The sequence below is a fragment of the Hyphococcus sp. genome, assembly GCF_965267305.1.
Classification (GTDB): Bacteria; Pseudomonadota; Alphaproteobacteria; order Caulobacterales; family Parvularculaceae; genus Hyphococcus.
In genome coordinates this window covers 3722548-3737654 of the sequence record NZ_OZ253945.1, presented here as the reverse complement: position 1 = coordinate 3737654, position 15107 = coordinate 3722548, and the positions used below count along the sequence as shown (strand labels likewise).

11 protein-coding genes and 1 tRNA gene are annotated in these 15107 nt (G+C 59.4%); 7 read left to right on the top strand and 5 right to left on the bottom strand.

The genetic code is table 11. The features are described from left to right. Nucleotides 1-66: 66 nt before the first annotated feature. The 3 genes from ACQY5P_RS18120 (at nt 67) to ACQY5P_RS18110 (ending at nt 1513) form a co-directional block, all read left to right on the top strand. Nucleotides 67-151 (top strand) — tRNA-Leu (locus ACQY5P_RS18120). Nucleotides 152-323: 172 nt separating this feature from the next. Further along, on the top strand, nt 324-1256 hold the full coding sequence (locus ACQY5P_RS18115) for a tyrosine-type recombinase/integrase (protein WP_428408279.1): 933 nt from the start codon (nt 324-326) through the stop codon (nt 1254-1256). Then, the gene (locus ACQY5P_RS18110) at nt 1178-1513 is read left to right on the top strand and encodes a tyrosine-type recombinase/integrase (RefSeq protein WP_428408278.1); all 336 of its coding nucleotides are present in this window, start codon (nt 1178-1180) and stop codon (nt 1511-1513) included. The genes ACQY5P_RS18115 and ACQY5P_RS18110 overlap by 79 nt, the downstream gene beginning before the upstream one ends. 307 nt (nt 1514-1820) lie before the next feature. On the opposite strand, the gene ACQY5P_RS18105 is transcribed toward ACQY5P_RS18110, so the two are convergent. From ACQY5P_RS18105 to ACQY5P_RS18090, 4 genes are all read right to left on the bottom strand, one after another. Next, nucleotides 1821-2789, bottom strand: a complete 969-nt coding sequence (locus ACQY5P_RS18105) for a universal stress protein (RefSeq protein WP_428408277.1) — start codon at nt 2787-2789, stop codon at nt 1821-1823. A gap of 95 nt (nt 2790-2884) precedes the next feature. After that, nucleotides 2885-3814 (bottom strand): universal stress protein, encoded by a 930-nt coding sequence (locus ACQY5P_RS18100; protein ID WP_428408276.1) that lies wholly within the window; start codon nt 3812-3814, stop codon nt 2885-2887. Nucleotides 3815-4087: 273 nt separating this feature from the next. Continuing rightward, nucleotides 4088-4951 (bottom strand): universal stress protein, encoded by an 864-nt coding sequence (locus ACQY5P_RS18095; RefSeq protein ID WP_428408275.1) that lies wholly within the window; start codon nt 4949-4951, stop codon nt 4088-4090. A gap of 17 nt (nt 4952-4968) precedes the next feature. Then, nucleotides 4969-6045 carry an NAD(P)-dependent alcohol dehydrogenase gene (locus ACQY5P_RS18090; protein ID WP_428408274.1) on the bottom strand — a complete coding sequence of 359 codons (1077 nt, stop codon included), beginning with the start codon at nt 6043-6045 and terminating at the stop codon, nt 4969-4971. A gap of 156 nt (nt 6046-6201) precedes the next feature. Between ACQY5P_RS18090 and ACQY5P_RS18085 the strand changes: the two genes are divergently transcribed. Beyond that, nucleotides 6202-6399: a helix-turn-helix domain-containing protein gene (locus ACQY5P_RS18085; protein ID WP_428408273.1), complete on the top strand. Its 198-nt coding sequence runs from the start codon at nt 6202-6204 to the stop codon at nt 6397-6399. A 32-nt stretch (nt 6400-6431) separates the two neighbouring features. After that, nucleotides 6432-9176 carry a cation-transporting P-type ATPase gene (locus ACQY5P_RS18080; RefSeq protein WP_428408272.1) on the top strand — a complete coding sequence of 915 codons (2745 nt, stop codon included), beginning with the start codon at nt 6432-6434 and terminating at the stop codon, nt 9174-9176. Between the two features lie 53 nt (nt 9177-9229). On the opposite strand, the gene ACQY5P_RS18075 is transcribed toward ACQY5P_RS18080, so the two are convergent. After that, the gene (locus tag ACQY5P_RS18075) at nt 9230-12814 is read right to left on the bottom strand and encodes a class I SAM-dependent DNA methyltransferase (RefSeq protein ID WP_428408271.1); all 3585 of its coding nucleotides are present in this window, start codon (nt 12812-12814) and stop codon (nt 9230-9232) included. Between the two features lie 415 nt (nt 12815-13229). On the opposite strand from ACQY5P_RS18075, the gene ACQY5P_RS18070 reads away from it, so the two are divergent. Together ACQY5P_RS18070 and ACQY5P_RS18065 are read left to right on the top strand one after the other, a co-directional pair. After that, nucleotides 13230-14375 (top strand): GAF domain-containing protein, encoded by a 1146-nt coding sequence (locus tag ACQY5P_RS18070; protein ID WP_428408270.1) that lies wholly within the window; start codon nt 13230-13232, stop codon nt 14373-14375. Nucleotides 14376-14399: 24 nt separating this feature from the next. Then, the gene (locus ACQY5P_RS18065) at nt 14400-15044 is read left to right on the top strand and encodes a response regulator (RefSeq protein ID WP_428408269.1); all 645 of its coding nucleotides are present in this window, start codon (nt 14400-14402) and stop codon (nt 15042-15044) included. Nucleotides 15045-15107 lie beyond the last annotated feature (63 nt).

The window sequence follows — 15107 nt, the reverse complement described above, 5'->3', positions numbered from 1 at the left end:
CAAGTCTGCGCGGTCAATTGACATCGCCCGCGCGCGCCCGTAAGTCAGCCGCCTTCCAAACCCTGTGCCCAGGTGGCGGAATTGGTAGACGCGCAGGTTTCAGGTACCTGTGCCGCAAGGCGTGGAAGTTCGAGTCTTCTCCTGGGCACCAGAATTGAGTTTTCCACAGCCCGGCAAGCTCCAAAAACACAGAAAAACAACGAATTAAGCTATAACGTGGTCCGACGCGGTCCGCCCCCGTGTGTTGGTATCCGCCCAGAATGTTGGTATATTTGTTGGTAACGGCGGGAAAATGCCCCCGCCCGTTCCAAGCGGCACCAACAATGGCCCTCACAGACATTCAAATCCGCCGCCTGAAGCCCGAAGACCGGCCCTTTCGCAAGAGCGACGGCGGCGGCCTCTTCGTGGAGGTAAGGCCCAACGGGTCCAAGCTCTGGCGGATGGCTTACCGCCATGAGGGCAAGCAAAAGCTCCTCTCCTTCGGCGCCTATCCGGCCACCTCCCTCGCGAGCGCCCGCGCCAAGCGACAAGACGCGAAAACCCTGCTGGCGGACGGGATCGATCCCCTCGCCAGCGCGAAAGCCGAGCAGGCGCAGCAGCGAGCCCTTAGCGAACACACTTTCGGAAAGATCGCCGATGAGCTGATCGCCAAGGGTGAGAAGGACGGGCTGGCCGAAAGGACGCTTGAAAAGAAGCGGTGGGTTTTAAGTCTGGTGAAACCAGACTTGGAGAACCGGCCCATAGAGGCAATCACAGCCGCCGATATTCTGGCGGTTCTCCGCAAGGTAGAAGCCAAAGGAAACTACGAAACCGCAAAGCGGATGCGGTCCGTGATTGGGCAGGTGTTTCGATACGCCGTCGCGACCGCCCGCGCTTCCAACGACCCGACCTTTGGCCTTCGCGGCGCGCTCGTTACGCCGAAGACCGTTCACATGGCGGCGATCACGGACGCGGATGGCTTCGCGGGGCTGGTAAGTGCAATATGGGGTTATACGTCCGGAACCCCGGAAACGCGCACGGCTCTAAAGCTTATGGCGCTTTTATATCCTCGCCCTGGCGAATTACGGCTCGCCAAGTGGGATGAATTCGACCTCGACGCCGCGACGTGGAGCATTCCCAAAGAACGCATGAAATGCGCCGCCCACATGTCAAACCCCTACCCTCCCAAGCCGTCGAATTGCTTAAGGAATTGCGGCGCCTCAATTCAAGTGAAGAACTCGTTTTCCCGTCGCCTTGGGCCAAGGGTAAGCCTATAAGCGAAAACACAATGAACACCGCGTTGCGGCGTATGGGCTTCACCAAGGAAGAATGCACATCGCACGGCTTTCGGGCGAGCGCTTCCAGCCTATTGAATGAATGCGGAAAATGGTCGCCTGACGCCATCGAAGCCGAGCTGGCCCATGTTGGCGCAGACGAAATCCGCCGCGCCTACCACCGCGCCGCCTATTGGGATGAGCGAGTGAAAATGGTCCAATGGTGGGCAGATCGGCTTTCCACCTTAGCTGATAGCTAAAACCGATTTTTGTACGACTGCGGTAGCAATTTTTCACACAGCCACAAGGGACAACTTGAGAAGGTAGTACTCTCAAGGTGACAGGTTTTGTTGAATATCTACATCCGACTCCAAGCGGAAATTGGCCGCAAGTAAACAGAATATCCTTTTGATCTTCAAAATAACCGTAGATATCCAGATTTTCGAATGGCAATACAACGCCACTAACAGAGTTACAGTTCTTGGAGAAGCTAAGAGGCCGCATTCATCAATCCACAACGTGCCAATGTAAAAGTAGGACGATTTCGTTCAGGTTTTGATGAGAACATCAAGCGCCGTATCCTTCCACGGCGGGCGATATTATGGAGATAAACCCTTTTGGTTTCACGACATAGACCGAACATTCGACGCGATCGATAACGCTTTCCGCTGTATTGCCAATTAGCAACCCTGGAACGCCGCTGCGGTTAGCGCTGCCGATGAACAGGATATCCGCATCAAGGTCTTTTGCGGCTGGTGCCAGCTCTTTACGCGCATCACCTATGATGAGCCGCTGCGAAAACTCAAGACCCGTCTGCCGATAATGCTGTGCAGCTTTCGCTTGAAACTGATCGAACCAGTCTTGCGCTTGCCAACGCCATTCCTCGACGTATTCCTCTACTTCTTCCGGAGACCATCCCGATCTCGGCGACGACAGGAACGAGGCGCCAACCACGGAACAGATGTGTAACAGCTTCACCTTTTTGACGCCGAACCGCAGTGCGAAGGCGACGGCATTGTCGAGTAAAGAAGCCGCCAGTTCGTCGGTCTCGCCTTTCACTTCCGGCTTATCTACGGCCACGACAAGAGACCGCGGCGGCGCCGGCGTTTCCGGCCGCACAATCCAGACCGGCACAGGACATTTGCGGATGAGCTTCTTCTCGACGGCGCCGAACAGCGGCGACGGCTCATTTGCGCGTCTGTCTGCGGCCTTCACCACAAGGTCCACATTATGCAGGACCGCCGCTTTGATGATCTGATCGGCGACCCGCCCGGAAAGAAGCTCGATCTCCGCGTCAATGTGAAGTTGGGCGGCAAGTGTCGCGAGCCGCTGTTTCAGGTCGTCAATGAGTGCGGCTTGAGCGCGCCTGATGCGGGCCGCATTTTTGTTACTGGCGATTGAAAGGTTTAGCTGGGGCGCAATGCCAACTACCGTTATTTTGGAAGCCCCGCCTTTCGCCCAATGCGCCACGGCGCTTGCCAGGGCCTCAATGTCATCGTCGAAGTCCACAGCCGCCAGAATATGCATATCGTTCATTTGCGTTCCATCCGTAAATCAGCGCTGTGGTCCTGCGATTGTGACCTGCCAGCGTCAGGAAGTTGAACTCTTACAAAGGGCCGCCCCGAAGTCGATCATCGCTGGGGTTCGCATCGCCCGGATATCACGAGGAGATCGCAGGGAGGCTGATCTGTTAATGCGGAGGCGACACCGCCTAGCGCTGTTTTTCCGCCCTCAGTCCGTCCGCCGGTCCCCAGAACCAGAAGATCGGCCTTCAATTCCTGGACTTTTCTGCGAAGGCTTTCTGCAGTCGGTCCGGTCACAATGTGATGCGAAACGGTCAACTCGGGATTGTCTCTGCCTTCGTCATCCCTCGGAACCCGGCCCTTCGCCGCCATTGCAAGCGCGCTTCGGCATTTCGCCATTCGGTCTTGAATATCGGCGTCACTTGTTTTCCCTTCGAGATCAGCGTCAACGGCGTGGACGAGATGAAACTCGGCGTCCGGCGCCCAGAGCGCAGCGAACTCGGCTATCCGCTCCGAAGTCTCGGAAAAATCCACCGCCACAACCGCGCGCCGCCAGGGACGCTCGCGCCTCGTCGTTGTGATAAGGACGGGTGTCGCCACATCGAGTATCAGCTTCTGTGTCATAGTCCGGAAAAACAGCTTCCTGCGGCTGTGAACGCCGAGGACGATTAAAGCGGCGTTCGTTTCTGCGGCGGCCTCGATTATCGACCGCGCCACCCCTTGTTCGTCATCGTCCCAATAGTCGGCGATGCAACGGACGCCGATCGCTACCGCCGCCTGCGGTTTCGTTTTTTGAAGGCCAACATTTTCACGCAGGAACCGAAGGGCGGCTTTTGCGTCTTCTTGCGACGCATCGGAAGTCAGGAATGTTTCCAGTCGAAGCGGCATCCGAAAAAGACTGGCGATGTCGATGGCATTCGACGCCGCCAATCTGGCGCGGTCGCTATTATTCATGGGAACGAGAATCGGACCACGCTTTGAGTGGTCTTGAAACTCTGCGATATCGCCAATCAAAAGTTCGGAGTGTTTATAGGCCATATTTCATCGGCATTCATCGCTTGTCGCGGCAGATATAATCGGGCGCATCCCCCTTGCCGCGCGGGCCAACGCGTATTCGCTCCTGGCCGTCAGGGCATGCCCTCGTCTGCTCGGAGCTGGTAACGGAAGCACATCCGGCCGCCGCGATAAAACCGATGATAGCCGCCGCCCCACACAGCACACGAGTTAGCACCAACACGGACTCAATCATTTATGCTCCATTTCTATAAAATTTAACCGCTGGGCGTTTATGCCATCATTACCCGCATGTTTTTATTGATCCTCTGGCGGCACAACCAGCACATCGGTCTCGGCGCGGCGCAGAATGGCTTCGGAAACGCTGCCGATCCTGAATCGTTCGAAAGCCTGTTTTCGCTTTGTGCCGACCACAATCAGATCCGAGGATTTTTCGTTTGCGGTTTCAAGCACCGGTTCGTAGGCGTTAAAGAGCGCCGGTTTCAATATGACGGCCGCCGGTTTGACTTCCGCATTTTCGAGGATGCTCTGAGCCCGCGGCCGCACCGTAGCTTCTTCTTCGCTGATATATTTCTGCAACTCGGCATCGGTGGCGCCCGCCTGCCTCAAAAGATGGTAATTGCCATAGAGGTCATAAGCGAAGACGACGCTTGCCTGCGCTGCGTCAAAGAGTTCAAGCGCCTTCGCGGCGCTGAACGGATGCAGGTCGCGCTCGTTAAGGTCGAGGGCTATCAGAGGGCTGTGATACGGCTCTCCATCAGGCGAGCGCGCAATGAGGACCGGGACATCGCTGGCGCGGATGCTGCGTTCGGCGGTCGTGCCGACAAACGCGTTGCGAATGAGATTGCGGCGGTGCGAACCGACGATGATCAGGTCCGCCCCGGCATTTTGGGCGGCGTTAAGAATCTCGGCGTGCGGGTCGCCGCGCACCACAAGGGTTGAGACATCAACGCCATATTTGCTTCTGGTGCTCTTCGAGAGTTTTTCGAAGAGCGATTGCGCCTCTGCTTCCGCGGCTTCAGCTAAGCCTGCCGATTGATCGTCATCGACAATGTGGACGACGGTCAGCTTCGCCCCGGCGGCCTTCGCCAAAGCTGCGCCGCGCGCGACCGCCGGAACTGAGCGGCTTGAAAAATCCGTGGCGACGAGAATGCTCTTCATTGATGAACCTTTCCTGGTTACGGGGTGATGGCGATTTTGAGGACGCCGTCCGCCTGCTCGGCGAACAGCTCATAAGCTTTTTCGATGTCGTCGAGGCCGTAGCGATGGGTGACGAGACGGCGCGCATCGAAGCGTCCGGCGGCGATGACATCGATCAAGCGGCGCATGCGCTCCTTGCCGCCGGGGCAAAGGGTCGACCGGATTGTGTGATCGCCAAGCCCGGCGGCGAAGGCGTCGAGCGGGATTTTCAAATCCTTGGAATAAACCCCGAGGGAGGACAGAACGCCGCCCGGCCTCAAGACCCTTAGCGCGGCTTCGAATGTCTCCTGCAGACCAAGGGCTTCAATAGCGACATCGACGCCGCGTCCGCCTGTAATGCGACGAATGGCTTCGACCGGATCATCCTTGTTGAAATCGATCACGATATCGGCGCCCATTTCTTTCGCCGCCGCCATCCGTTCCGGCACGGTCTCAACCGCGATGATCCGGGAGGCGCCCATGAGCCGCGCGCCGCCGGTGGCGCAAAGGCCAATGGGGCCTTGCGCGAAAACGGCGACCGTATCGCCGATCCTGATCCCGCCGGATTCCGCGCCTGAAAATCCCGTCGACATGATGTCCGGGCACATCAGCACCTGTTCGTCAGTCAAGGCGTCTGGAACAGTCGCCAGATTCGCCATGGCGTCGGGGACGAGCAGATATTCGGCCTGCGCGCCGTCAATCGTATTGCCGAAGCGCCAGCCGCCCATGGTCTTGTAGCCGTGCGGCGCGTTCCTCCCACATTGGGCGTGATCACCGCTCAGACTGGCGTTCGACCAGCCGCAGGGCGTGATGGCGCCGGCGATGACGCGCTGGCCTTCCTCGTAGCCCGTAACCGCCGAGCCTAATTTCTCGATAACGCCCACAGGCTCATGACCGACGATGCGCCCGCGCTCGACCGGATACTCGCCCTTCAGAATGTGAATGTCCGTGCCGCAAATCGTCGTCGTGGTTATGCGCAGCAAAGCGTCCAGCGGACCGACATCAGGAATGGGCCGGTCTTCAAGCACGATCCTTCCCGGCTCGGTGAATATGGCGGCCTTCATCATCTGGGGCATGGCGGGTGTCCTGCTGTTGCCGACAATGAATTTACAACACCACAACCTATGGTCAGCTTAGTTGATCTGCGTCAAAATCAGTTCAAAAAACATCAACTATAGGAAAATTCGATCAGTTCGTCTCAGAGAGTCCAATCGATGCTCAGCCGTACCTTTATGACCGTCAAAGATGTTTCCGACCTCTTGCAGGTGGGCGAAACAACCATCCGCAACTGGATTCACAATGGAGAGTTGCCAGCCGTCGATGTCGGCCGGGAATGGCGCATTGCGCCCAGAGACCTTGAAGCCTTTATCGAGGCGAGGAGATCGTCTCAGCCCAATCATTCATTGCACAAAGCGACGCGTGAGCAGTAACGGACGATCAACGCCGGTCAGGGACAGCACCCATGCCCAACGCCCGAGACGTCAATGAAGTCCGGCTTGCACATTCTCATTATTCGATCGAGGCGGCGCGCGTCCTTGAGGAATTGAAATCCTCCGCCGCAGGCCTGTCGAGCCAGGAGGCCGCCCGGCGCCTGCAGGAATACGGTCCGAACAAGCCGCCCGAACCGCCCAAACGCAGCACGCTCCTGCGCTTCCTGACGCACTTTCACAATATTCTGATTTATGTGCTGATCGGCGCTGCGGCGATCACTGCGGTTCTCGGACACTGGATTGATACGGGCGTCATTCTGGCGGTCGTTATTGCCAACGCCATCATCGGCTTTGTGCAGGAAGGCCGCGCCGAACGGGCCATGGAGTCGATCCAGCGCATGCTGGCGCCGCACGCCTCGGCGTTGCGGGACGGCAAACGGGTTACGCTTGCCGGTGAAGAGCTTGTTCCCGGCGACATCGTGATCCTTGAAGCGGGCGACAAGGTCCCGGCGGACATCCGCCTCCTTACAGCGCGCGGCCTTCAAGTGCAGGAAGCGATCCTCACCGGGGAATCGGTTCCCGTCGAAAAGAATGAAAAGCCGGTTACGCCGGGCGCGGCGCTCGGCGATCAGTCCTCCATGGCGTTCAGCGGCACGCTGGCGACCAGCGGCCAGGGGCGCGGCGTTGTCGTCGCCACTGGCGCCGCGACCGAGATCGGGCGCATCAGCGGCATGTTGTCCAGTGTCCAAACCCTGACCACGCCGCTCGTCAGGCAGATGAACATCTTCGCGCGCTGGCTGACGCTGCTCATTCTCATTCTGGCGGGCGCGCTGCTCGTCTTCGGCTATTTCGTCGAGCATCACGAGTTCAGCGAAATGTTCATGGCGGTCGTCGGCCTGTCGGTCGCCGCCATTCCCGAAGGGCTGCCCGCCGTCCTGACGATCACGCTGGCCATCGGCGTGCAGGCCATGGCCCGGCGCAACGCGATTGTGCGCCGCCTCCCGGCGATTGAAACGCTCGGCTCCGTTTCGGTCATCTGCACCGACAAAACCGGCACGCTGACGCTCAACGAAATGATGGTCGCGTCCGTGGCGACCGCCGAAGGTGAATACACGGTAACGGGCGCCGGTTACGAACCGGAGGGCGATGTTATCAAGAACGGCGCGGCTAACGATGCTGATGGCAATGACGCTTTAGGCGGCCTCGCGCGCGGGGCCGCTCTATGCAACGACGCTGAGCTTCACGATCGCGAAGGCGTCTGGTCGGTCGATGGCGACCCGATGGAAGGCGCGCTCTTAAGCTTTGCGATGAAGGTCCCGGCCGCAGATCACACACGCTACGCGAGCTGGAAGCGCATCGACGCCATTCCTTTCGATGCGCGCCATCGGTTTATGGCGACCCTGCACGACAGGGAAGACGACGGCGCGGTTATTTACGTCAAGGGAGCGCCCGAACAGATTCTCGCCATGTGCAGGAAGCAGCAGACGGGCGGCGGCGCTGAAGCGCCATTAAACGAAACATATTGGCGGGAGATAGCGGAAAATTTCGCCGCGAAAGGGCAGCGTGTCCTCGCCATCGCGACGCGGGACTTCGCAAGAGACAAACGGACGCTCGATTTCGGCGATGTCGAGAACTCGCTAACGCTTTTGGGCCTCGTGGGCCTGATCGATCCGCCCCGCCCGGAAGCCATTGAGGCGATCAGCGAATGTCATGCAGCGGGCATTGCGGTCAAAATGATTACTGGCGATCACGCAGGGACCGCCGCCGCCATCGGAAGGCAAATCGGATTAAAGCATGCCGACAAAGTGCTCACGGGCGCCGACATCGACCGCATGGACGATGCGGAACTCGCCTTTGCGGTTACAGAAACCGACATATTCGCGCGCACCAGTCCGGAACACAAACTGCGGCTCGTAACGGCGCTGCAATCGCACAATATGACCGTCGCTATGACCGGCGACGGCGTCAATGACGCGCCCGCGCTGAAGCGCGCGGACGCCGGGATCGCCATGGGCAAGAAGGGAAGCGAGGCCGCGAAAGAAGCCGCGGAGATCGTGCTCGCGGACGACAATTTCGCATCCATCGCCGCCGCCGTGCGCGAGGGGCGCACGGTCTACGACAACATCACCAAGGTCATCAGCTGGACGCTGCCGACCAATGGCGGCGAAACGCTGATCATCGTCGTCGCGCTGCTGGCGGGGCTGGCGCTCCCCGTGACGCCGATCCAGATTCTCTGGGTCAATCTGATCACGGCGGTGACGCTCGGTATCGCCCTCGCCTTCGAACCGACGGAGGAAAACACGATGCGCCGGCCGCCGCGCCCCAGAAACGCACCCCTGCTGAACACCAATCTCGCATGGCATGTGGTTCTCGTATCCATGCTGTTCCTGTTCGGCATTTACGGCATCTTCGCTTACGCGACAGACCGCGGCTATCCGGTGGAGCTGTCCAGAACCCTTGCGCTCAACGCCCTTGTGGTTCTGGAGATTTTCCACCTGTTTTTTATCAGAAACATCTATGGAACGTCGCTGACCTGGAAAGCCGTGCGCGGCACAAAGGTGGTCTGGGCGACGGTCATCGCCGTCACGGCTGCACAGTTCGCCATCACCTATGCGCCGCCGCTGCAGAAAGTCTTCGAAACGCGTCCCGTGCCGCTCTTCGACGGCATCCTGATATTCGGACTTGGGGTGTTGCTCTTCGCAATCCTCGAAATCGAAAAGCAGTTGCGGCTGAGCATCCGGAGGATTGGCGCGGCGGGTAATGCCGGACCGATTTGAGACTAGCGCAACATCAACGGCGCCAGCGCGACCTTTCACCTTGTCGGCCTCGCCTACCGAGCCGCGACGAAGCTGTCGCCGCCCTCGCTTTCCATCACGCGCGCGAGTCCAAGTTCGGCGAGATTGGCGAGAACCTCCTCCACCCGCTCGCGGCGCTTCTTCGAGTATTTCTGCTTGAAGGCGCGGGTGACGATGTCGGCGTCCACGGGCCCGCGCGCGGCGCTAAGAACGTCGCGCACGACGCGGATCTGGGCGAGGCCGTCTGCGGGCCAGTCGGGCTTGTCCGGTCCCTGATCGATGGAGAGATCGGCTTCGATCTGTTCTTTCTCCTCGGCGCCCGGAACCTTGGCCCCCAGTTTCGGGATCTGATAGTCGGGGCGCAGCCAGCGGACTTGTCCCCGCGCCTCTTCGCCCGCGCGTTCCTTGTTGAGCGCGACCAGGCGGGACAGCAGTTCTTCCTCCGCCTCCTCCTGTTCGGGCGATTTCATCGGGCTTGGCGTCGTGCCGCCGGGCTTTCCCACGAGCGCCGGCGCAAGATCGGCCCAGCCATAGGCGTCGAGGACCGCGCGGTCGATGTCGTCATGGAGTTCGGCGAGGATCGCGATCTGCGCCCGCTCATGCACATTGCGCTCCTCCTCCCTCAGCGGCTCGCCGCCATTCATCGCCTCGCGATAGCGCTCCAGCGCGTTGTAAAGACGCGTCATGGTCAGCCAGTCCCAGTCATCAAGGCGCTCCTTGCGAAAGGCGTCCAGCCGCTCGCCGAGTGCGTCGAGGTGAGAATTGTCCGCATCCGGATCGGTTACGCAGGCGGGAAAAGGGAAGTTAAGAAAACATACGGAGTTATTATAACGGGGCCTATCCTCCAACGTTCCCCCGGACCGTAAAACCCACGCAACATGCGCTCTGCTTGATAAGATAGCGATAAAGAAAAATACCTCAGTGGCGATTGTGATTACTTCGCTCTCGGTTGCAACATCAGCGGCTAGGCTTAGAAAAAACCGATGCTTAGCAGTTCTAGGGGTCACAATTCTCCGATCGATATTATTTATTGCTGCACGCAGTTCTGATCTTGGCTCGCTAAATACCCACCAAAACTCACGATAGGATTGTCTATTGTTTGTAACTCTCTCTGGTTTTACTCTTTCTAACAATCGTGCGTAAAGTTCAGGAAAGTCTGATCGAACTTGTTTCTCGTTCAGTCCAAAAACATCAATCACTTTTCTGTGCTGATCCCGCCCAGTGAGTTCACCGCTTGTTACATAACCAACAACTCGGTTTTTTAAATGATATAGGCTATCCTTTGGTTCAACGACGAAGCCTTGTCCGGAAAGAGTAAATCCTCGGAATGAAATATCCTCATTTGATAGTAATGGTGTAGCTGTGGTTATATTAATGCCGACATGGAGATTTGAGAAAATTCTCCCCATGTGAGACTCTAATTCCACCTTGGGCGTATCCGTATTCAGCCCTTCCTCTTTCACCACCTCCGCCAGCACGCCCTCTCTCTGTCCGCGAACAGCCACGGTCATGGCGATGCGCACGGCGGCCTTGTCAACGCTCTTGAGCCATGGGTGATCGGGCACGGCGAAGATGAGAGAAAGCGGCTGTTTGGCGTTCATCCATTTCTCGACGACGCGGCGGGAAAAAGTCTGGGTGATGGAGTTCGTGGTGATGAAGCCGAACCGGCGCAGCGGATTCGTCTTTCCCTTCGGCGGCTTTGCGGTCAATCGCGACGCAGCCTCATCCCAGAAGTGCATGACGAAATCGGCGCCGCCGGGTACGTCCTTGCGCGCTTTCCACGCCGCCTCCGCGTAACCGTCGCCCAGCTCGGCGCGCATGTCCTTGCCGCCGATAAAGGGCGGGTTTCCGACGATGAATTCCGCCTCCGGCCAATCGGCGCGGCGCGGCTTTTCGTAAGTATAGGTTTCGATGCGCGCGTCTTCATCGGGCACCTCTTCGCCGGTGACGGGGTGCAGTTTTTTCGTGCGCCCGTCCCAGATGGTGACGGGCTTTCCGGTCTCGTCGCGGCGCAGCTCCTTTTTGTCATAGGCGAGGATCGCATCCTGATGTTTGATATTGCCGTAGGCGTGGAGGATTGGCTCTGAAATCGCGCTCGCGCCATTGGTCTTGATCTGCCATTTGAGATAGCCGATCCACAGGACGAGCTCCGCGATGGGCACGGCGCGTTCGTTGATTTCAAGGCCGTAAAACTGCCGCGGGCTGACGGTCTCCGTATCCATGGCGAGGCTGGCCTGCGTTTCGGAATAGGCGGCCAGCGCCTCCAGCACCTCGCCTTCGAGTTTTTTCATCAGCTCGAAGGAGACATAAAGAAAGTTGCCGGTGCCGCAGGCGGGATCGAGCACGCGCGTCGTGCAGAGCGTGTGATGAAAATCGGTCAGCGCTTCGAGCGCCGCCGCGTGATCGCCCGCGTCTTCCAATTCCGCCGCCCGCGCCTGGACATCGGCCCAGTCATTGCGCAAGGGCTCGATAATGGTCGGAATGACCAGCCGCTCCACATAGGCGCGGGGCGTGAAATGGGCGCCGAGTTTCGAGCGCTCGCGCGCGTCGAGCGCCTGTTCCAGGAGCGTGCCGAAGATCGCGGGCTCGACATCCTTCCAGTTCTTGGTCGCCGCCACATGGAGTTCGTGAACATCCTCCGGCGCCAGCGGGATCGCCCTGGCGTTGCGGAAAAGCGCGCCGTTGAACCGCCGCAGCGTTTCATCGAGGCCGGCGTCGTAGCCGCCTTCATTCATGGTCCGCCACAGCGACTCGACAGCGGGGGCGAAATTCTGCGGCTTCGCTTTCAGCCGTTCCAGCAGCTTTTCAAAGCCGTGACCGGGGATCAGCTCCACATCTTCGGCGAACATGGTGAAAAGACAGCGCATCAGGAATTCGGCGACCGCTTCGGGCGCGTGTTTTTTCTCCAAGCGCTTTGCGATCTTGGCGAGGCGTTCGGCGATGTCCTTGGTGACGGCGGCCGAGATTTTCGCCGGATCCAGCGCGTGCGGGTCCTGCCAGATCCGCCAGAGCCGGTCCTGAATGTCCGTGTCGAGAAGATCGTTCAGCGCGATGCGATAGGATTGCCGGTCGGGAAAATGCGAGTAGTTCTTTCCCTGGCCGGAAAAGTCCGCAAACACCTCGATGACATTGCCGACGTCGATGACGAGAATAAACGGCGGATAGCCATGGTCCACGGGCAAATCGCGGGCGTAGTCGATGGCCTGGTTCTTCGCCGCCTGCATGACCCGGTCCCATTTGGCCGAACCGCGGCGCGCATGGCCCTTGGTCTGTTTGCCGGCTTCCTCGCCGAGCATTTCAAGCTGTTGCGGATCAAGCTTGGACCGCTTGGCCGACTGCTTGGCTTCCATGATGAACGCGCCGCGACGGTATAGATCGATGCGCCGCGTGGTGGTGCGCCCATCGTCGAAGGTGTGATCGACGCGGCGCTCGAAGCAGTAATCATTGCCGACCCGGTCCTCGGCGGCGAAGTCGGGCTTGGGTAAATGCATCGCCTCGCACAGGCGCTCGATGAAGGGCTGGAAATTGGATATTTCCGCGCCGCCCGATGCGCCCACATCGGCGATCAGTCGTTTGAGCTTTTCGGCGTCCGCCGCGGGACGTTCGACTTCATTGTCCATAGGAGCAGCAATGCGCGATTTGTAAAATAATTCAATTCCGTAGGCGTCTTCGCCGGATTTAAGGACGGCCGTTGAAGCGTCTTTCCCAGCCTAACCCGGCTGGCTTGGACCTCTTCATCGAAATATTGTTGCACAAGCTTCAAATACGCCGCCAGTAATCGAAGCGCCGAGGCGGATTTCCGCGGGACCCCCTTGCCGGCCCGCCGTCACGCTGCATTTTTTAAGCTATTGATTTGAAATAATTATTCGTTTTCCGGGCGGCGTCTCCCGTCCCGCATTCGTTTTTTTCGCCGCCTCGTCCGGACGGGGAGAGCCGCCGGGCGGTTTGACGGCTTCTTCGGTGCTATGCTCGCCCCGCCCCTGACTTTCGTCAGGGGACGAAGCCTGACCAGGAAATCTAGCGCTTGAGCCGGGGATGAAAGAACCTTCAGAGGCCATGATCGATCAGGATCACCTGCGTGAGATGATTGAGGTCATCAGCGGCGAACTGGAGTTGCGCTCGTTGTTGACCATCATCGTCCAGAAAGCCTGCGAGCTGTTGCACGCGGAGCGCGGATCCATCGGCCTTGTTTACCCGGATGAAGGCGTCGTCCGGATCGAGGCGGTCTATCGCATGCCGCCGGAGGAGCTCGGCTCCATCGCCGCGCCGAATGAAGGTCTCGCCGGATGCGTTTATGCGCGCTGCGCGCCGGTGCTTCTTGAAACCTATGGCTCGCTTGAGCGGCCGAAACTTCGGGGCATGGATGAGGACAGCGTGATCGGCATGCCGATCATGTGGCGCGGAGAAATCATCGGCACTTTCGGCATCGGCGCGGGCCCGCCCAAACGTTTTGGCGACAATGACATCCGTATGCTCGGCATTTTCGCCCGCCACGCAGCCATCGCCATCAACAATGCGCGCTCATACGAACGGGAGAAACATTACGCCGGGCTGAAGGAGCGCCAGCGCCTCGCCCGCGATCTCCACGACAATGTCAGTCAACTGATTTTCTCCCTGTCGCTCGTCGCCGAGTCCGTCAGCGCCGGCTATCAGCGCAGCAAGGAGGAAGGCGATGCGCGCATCGCCCGGCTGCTCGAAATCGCGAGCCTCGCCCAGCGCGAGATGAAGGCGCTGTTGTTCGAATTGCGCGGCCCCGCCGAGGAAAGCGACTCGCTCGCCGGCTACGCCCGCGCCCACGGCCTCTGCAAGGCGCTTCACCGGCACTGCGCCCTCACCGCAAATGAATACGCCGCCGTCATCATCGATGTGGCGGATGCGCGCCTCACGGAAGACCAGACGGAGGCGCTTTTGCGCATCGCCCAGGAAGCCATCGCCAACGCCATCCGCCATGGAAAGGCAGATAACATCTTCATTTCCTTGGAATATCAGGACGCCGAAGCGGTTTTCCGCATTACCGATGACGGCGGCGGCCTGGCTCAGGACGACGCCGCGGCGAGCGCCTCGACGCAGATCGGCCTCGCCAGCATGCGCGCCCGCGCCGCCCGGCTCGGCGGGGCTCTCCGTATCGTCACGGGCGGCCCCGGAGGGCTGAGCGTTGAGGTTCGCTTCCCCCTCGCCTAAAAGACGCGCTGGGAGAAGGAAAACATGACCGGACGCGCCGCCATCCGCGTGATGATCGTCGACGACCACCCGATCGTACGGGAAGGTCTTAGAACCCTGTTGGGCGACGAGCCCGGCGTCGACATCGTCGGCGAAGCCGGCGATGCGGATGAAGGGGAACGCCTTGCCGCGGAATTGAAACCCGACATCATCCTGATGGATGTCGCCCTGCCCGGCCGCAGCGGCATCGAGGCCGCTGCAGCGATCAGAAAAAAAGGGCTGCCGTGCCGGGTGATCCTTTTGACAAGCGCGCTCGGCGACGACCTGAAGCTGCAGGAAGCCATCGACGCTGACGTGATGGGCTATTTGCTGAAAGACGTCACGCGCGGCGAACTTGTCTGGTCCATCGAAAGCGCGCATCGCGGCGCGCCGGTGTTTCATCCCGCGGTCCAGAAACAACTCCTGCGGCGGGCGACGGGCGAACGCCTGCCCCATGAAAAACTGACGCCGCGCGAGCTCGATATTCTGAAATCCATCGCGAAGGGCAAAAGCAACAAGGTGATCGCTTACGATTTCAACCTCACCGAAGGTACGGTGAAAGGCTATGTGAGCGTCGTTCTGTCAAAGCTCGGCGTCACCGACCGCACCCAGGCCGCGCTCTACGCTGTCAAGCATCAGCTTGTGGAGTAGAAGACCGCCGCCTGGCGGCCAGACGGATTTTCACGGCCTTTCAAAAGAAAACAGGCTTTTCCG

Coding starts and splice junctions, on each gene's coding strand:
- ACQY5P_RS18065 (WP_428408269.1), top strand. CDS start 14,400: ATGACCGGACGCGCCGCCATCCGCGTGATGATCGTCGACGACCACCCG.
- ACQY5P_RS18085 (WP_428408273.1), top strand. CDS start 6,202: ATGACCGTCAAAGATGTTTCCGACCTCTTGCAGGTGGGCGAAACAACC.
- ACQY5P_RS18105 (WP_428408277.1), bottom strand. CDS start 2,789: ATGAACGATATGCATATTCTGGCGGCTGTGGACTTCGACGATGACATT.
- ACQY5P_RS18075 (WP_428408271.1), bottom strand. CDS start 12,814: ATGGACAATGAAGTCGAACGTCCCGCGGCGGACGCCGAAAAGCTCAAA.
- ACQY5P_RS18100 (WP_428408276.1), bottom strand. CDS start 3,814: ATGGCCTATAAACACTCCGAACTTTTGATTGGCGATATCGCAGAGTTT.
- ACQY5P_RS18115 (WP_428408279.1), top strand. CDS start 324: ATGGCCCTCACAGACATTCAAATCCGCCGCCTGAAGCCCGAAGACCGG.
- ACQY5P_RS18070 (WP_428408270.1), top strand. CDS start 13,230: ATGAAAGAACCTTCAGAGGCCATGATCGATCAGGATCACCTGCGTGAG.
- ACQY5P_RS18095 (WP_428408275.1), bottom strand. CDS start 4,951: ATGAAGAGCATTCTCGTCGCCACGGATTTTTCAAGCCGCTCAGTTCCG.
- ACQY5P_RS18080 (WP_428408272.1), top strand. CDS start 6,432: ATGCCCAACGCCCGAGACGTCAATGAAGTCCGGCTTGCACATTCTCAT.
- ACQY5P_RS18090 (WP_428408274.1), bottom strand. CDS start 6,045: ATGCCCCAGATGATGAAGGCCGCCATATTCACCGAGCCGGGAAGGATC.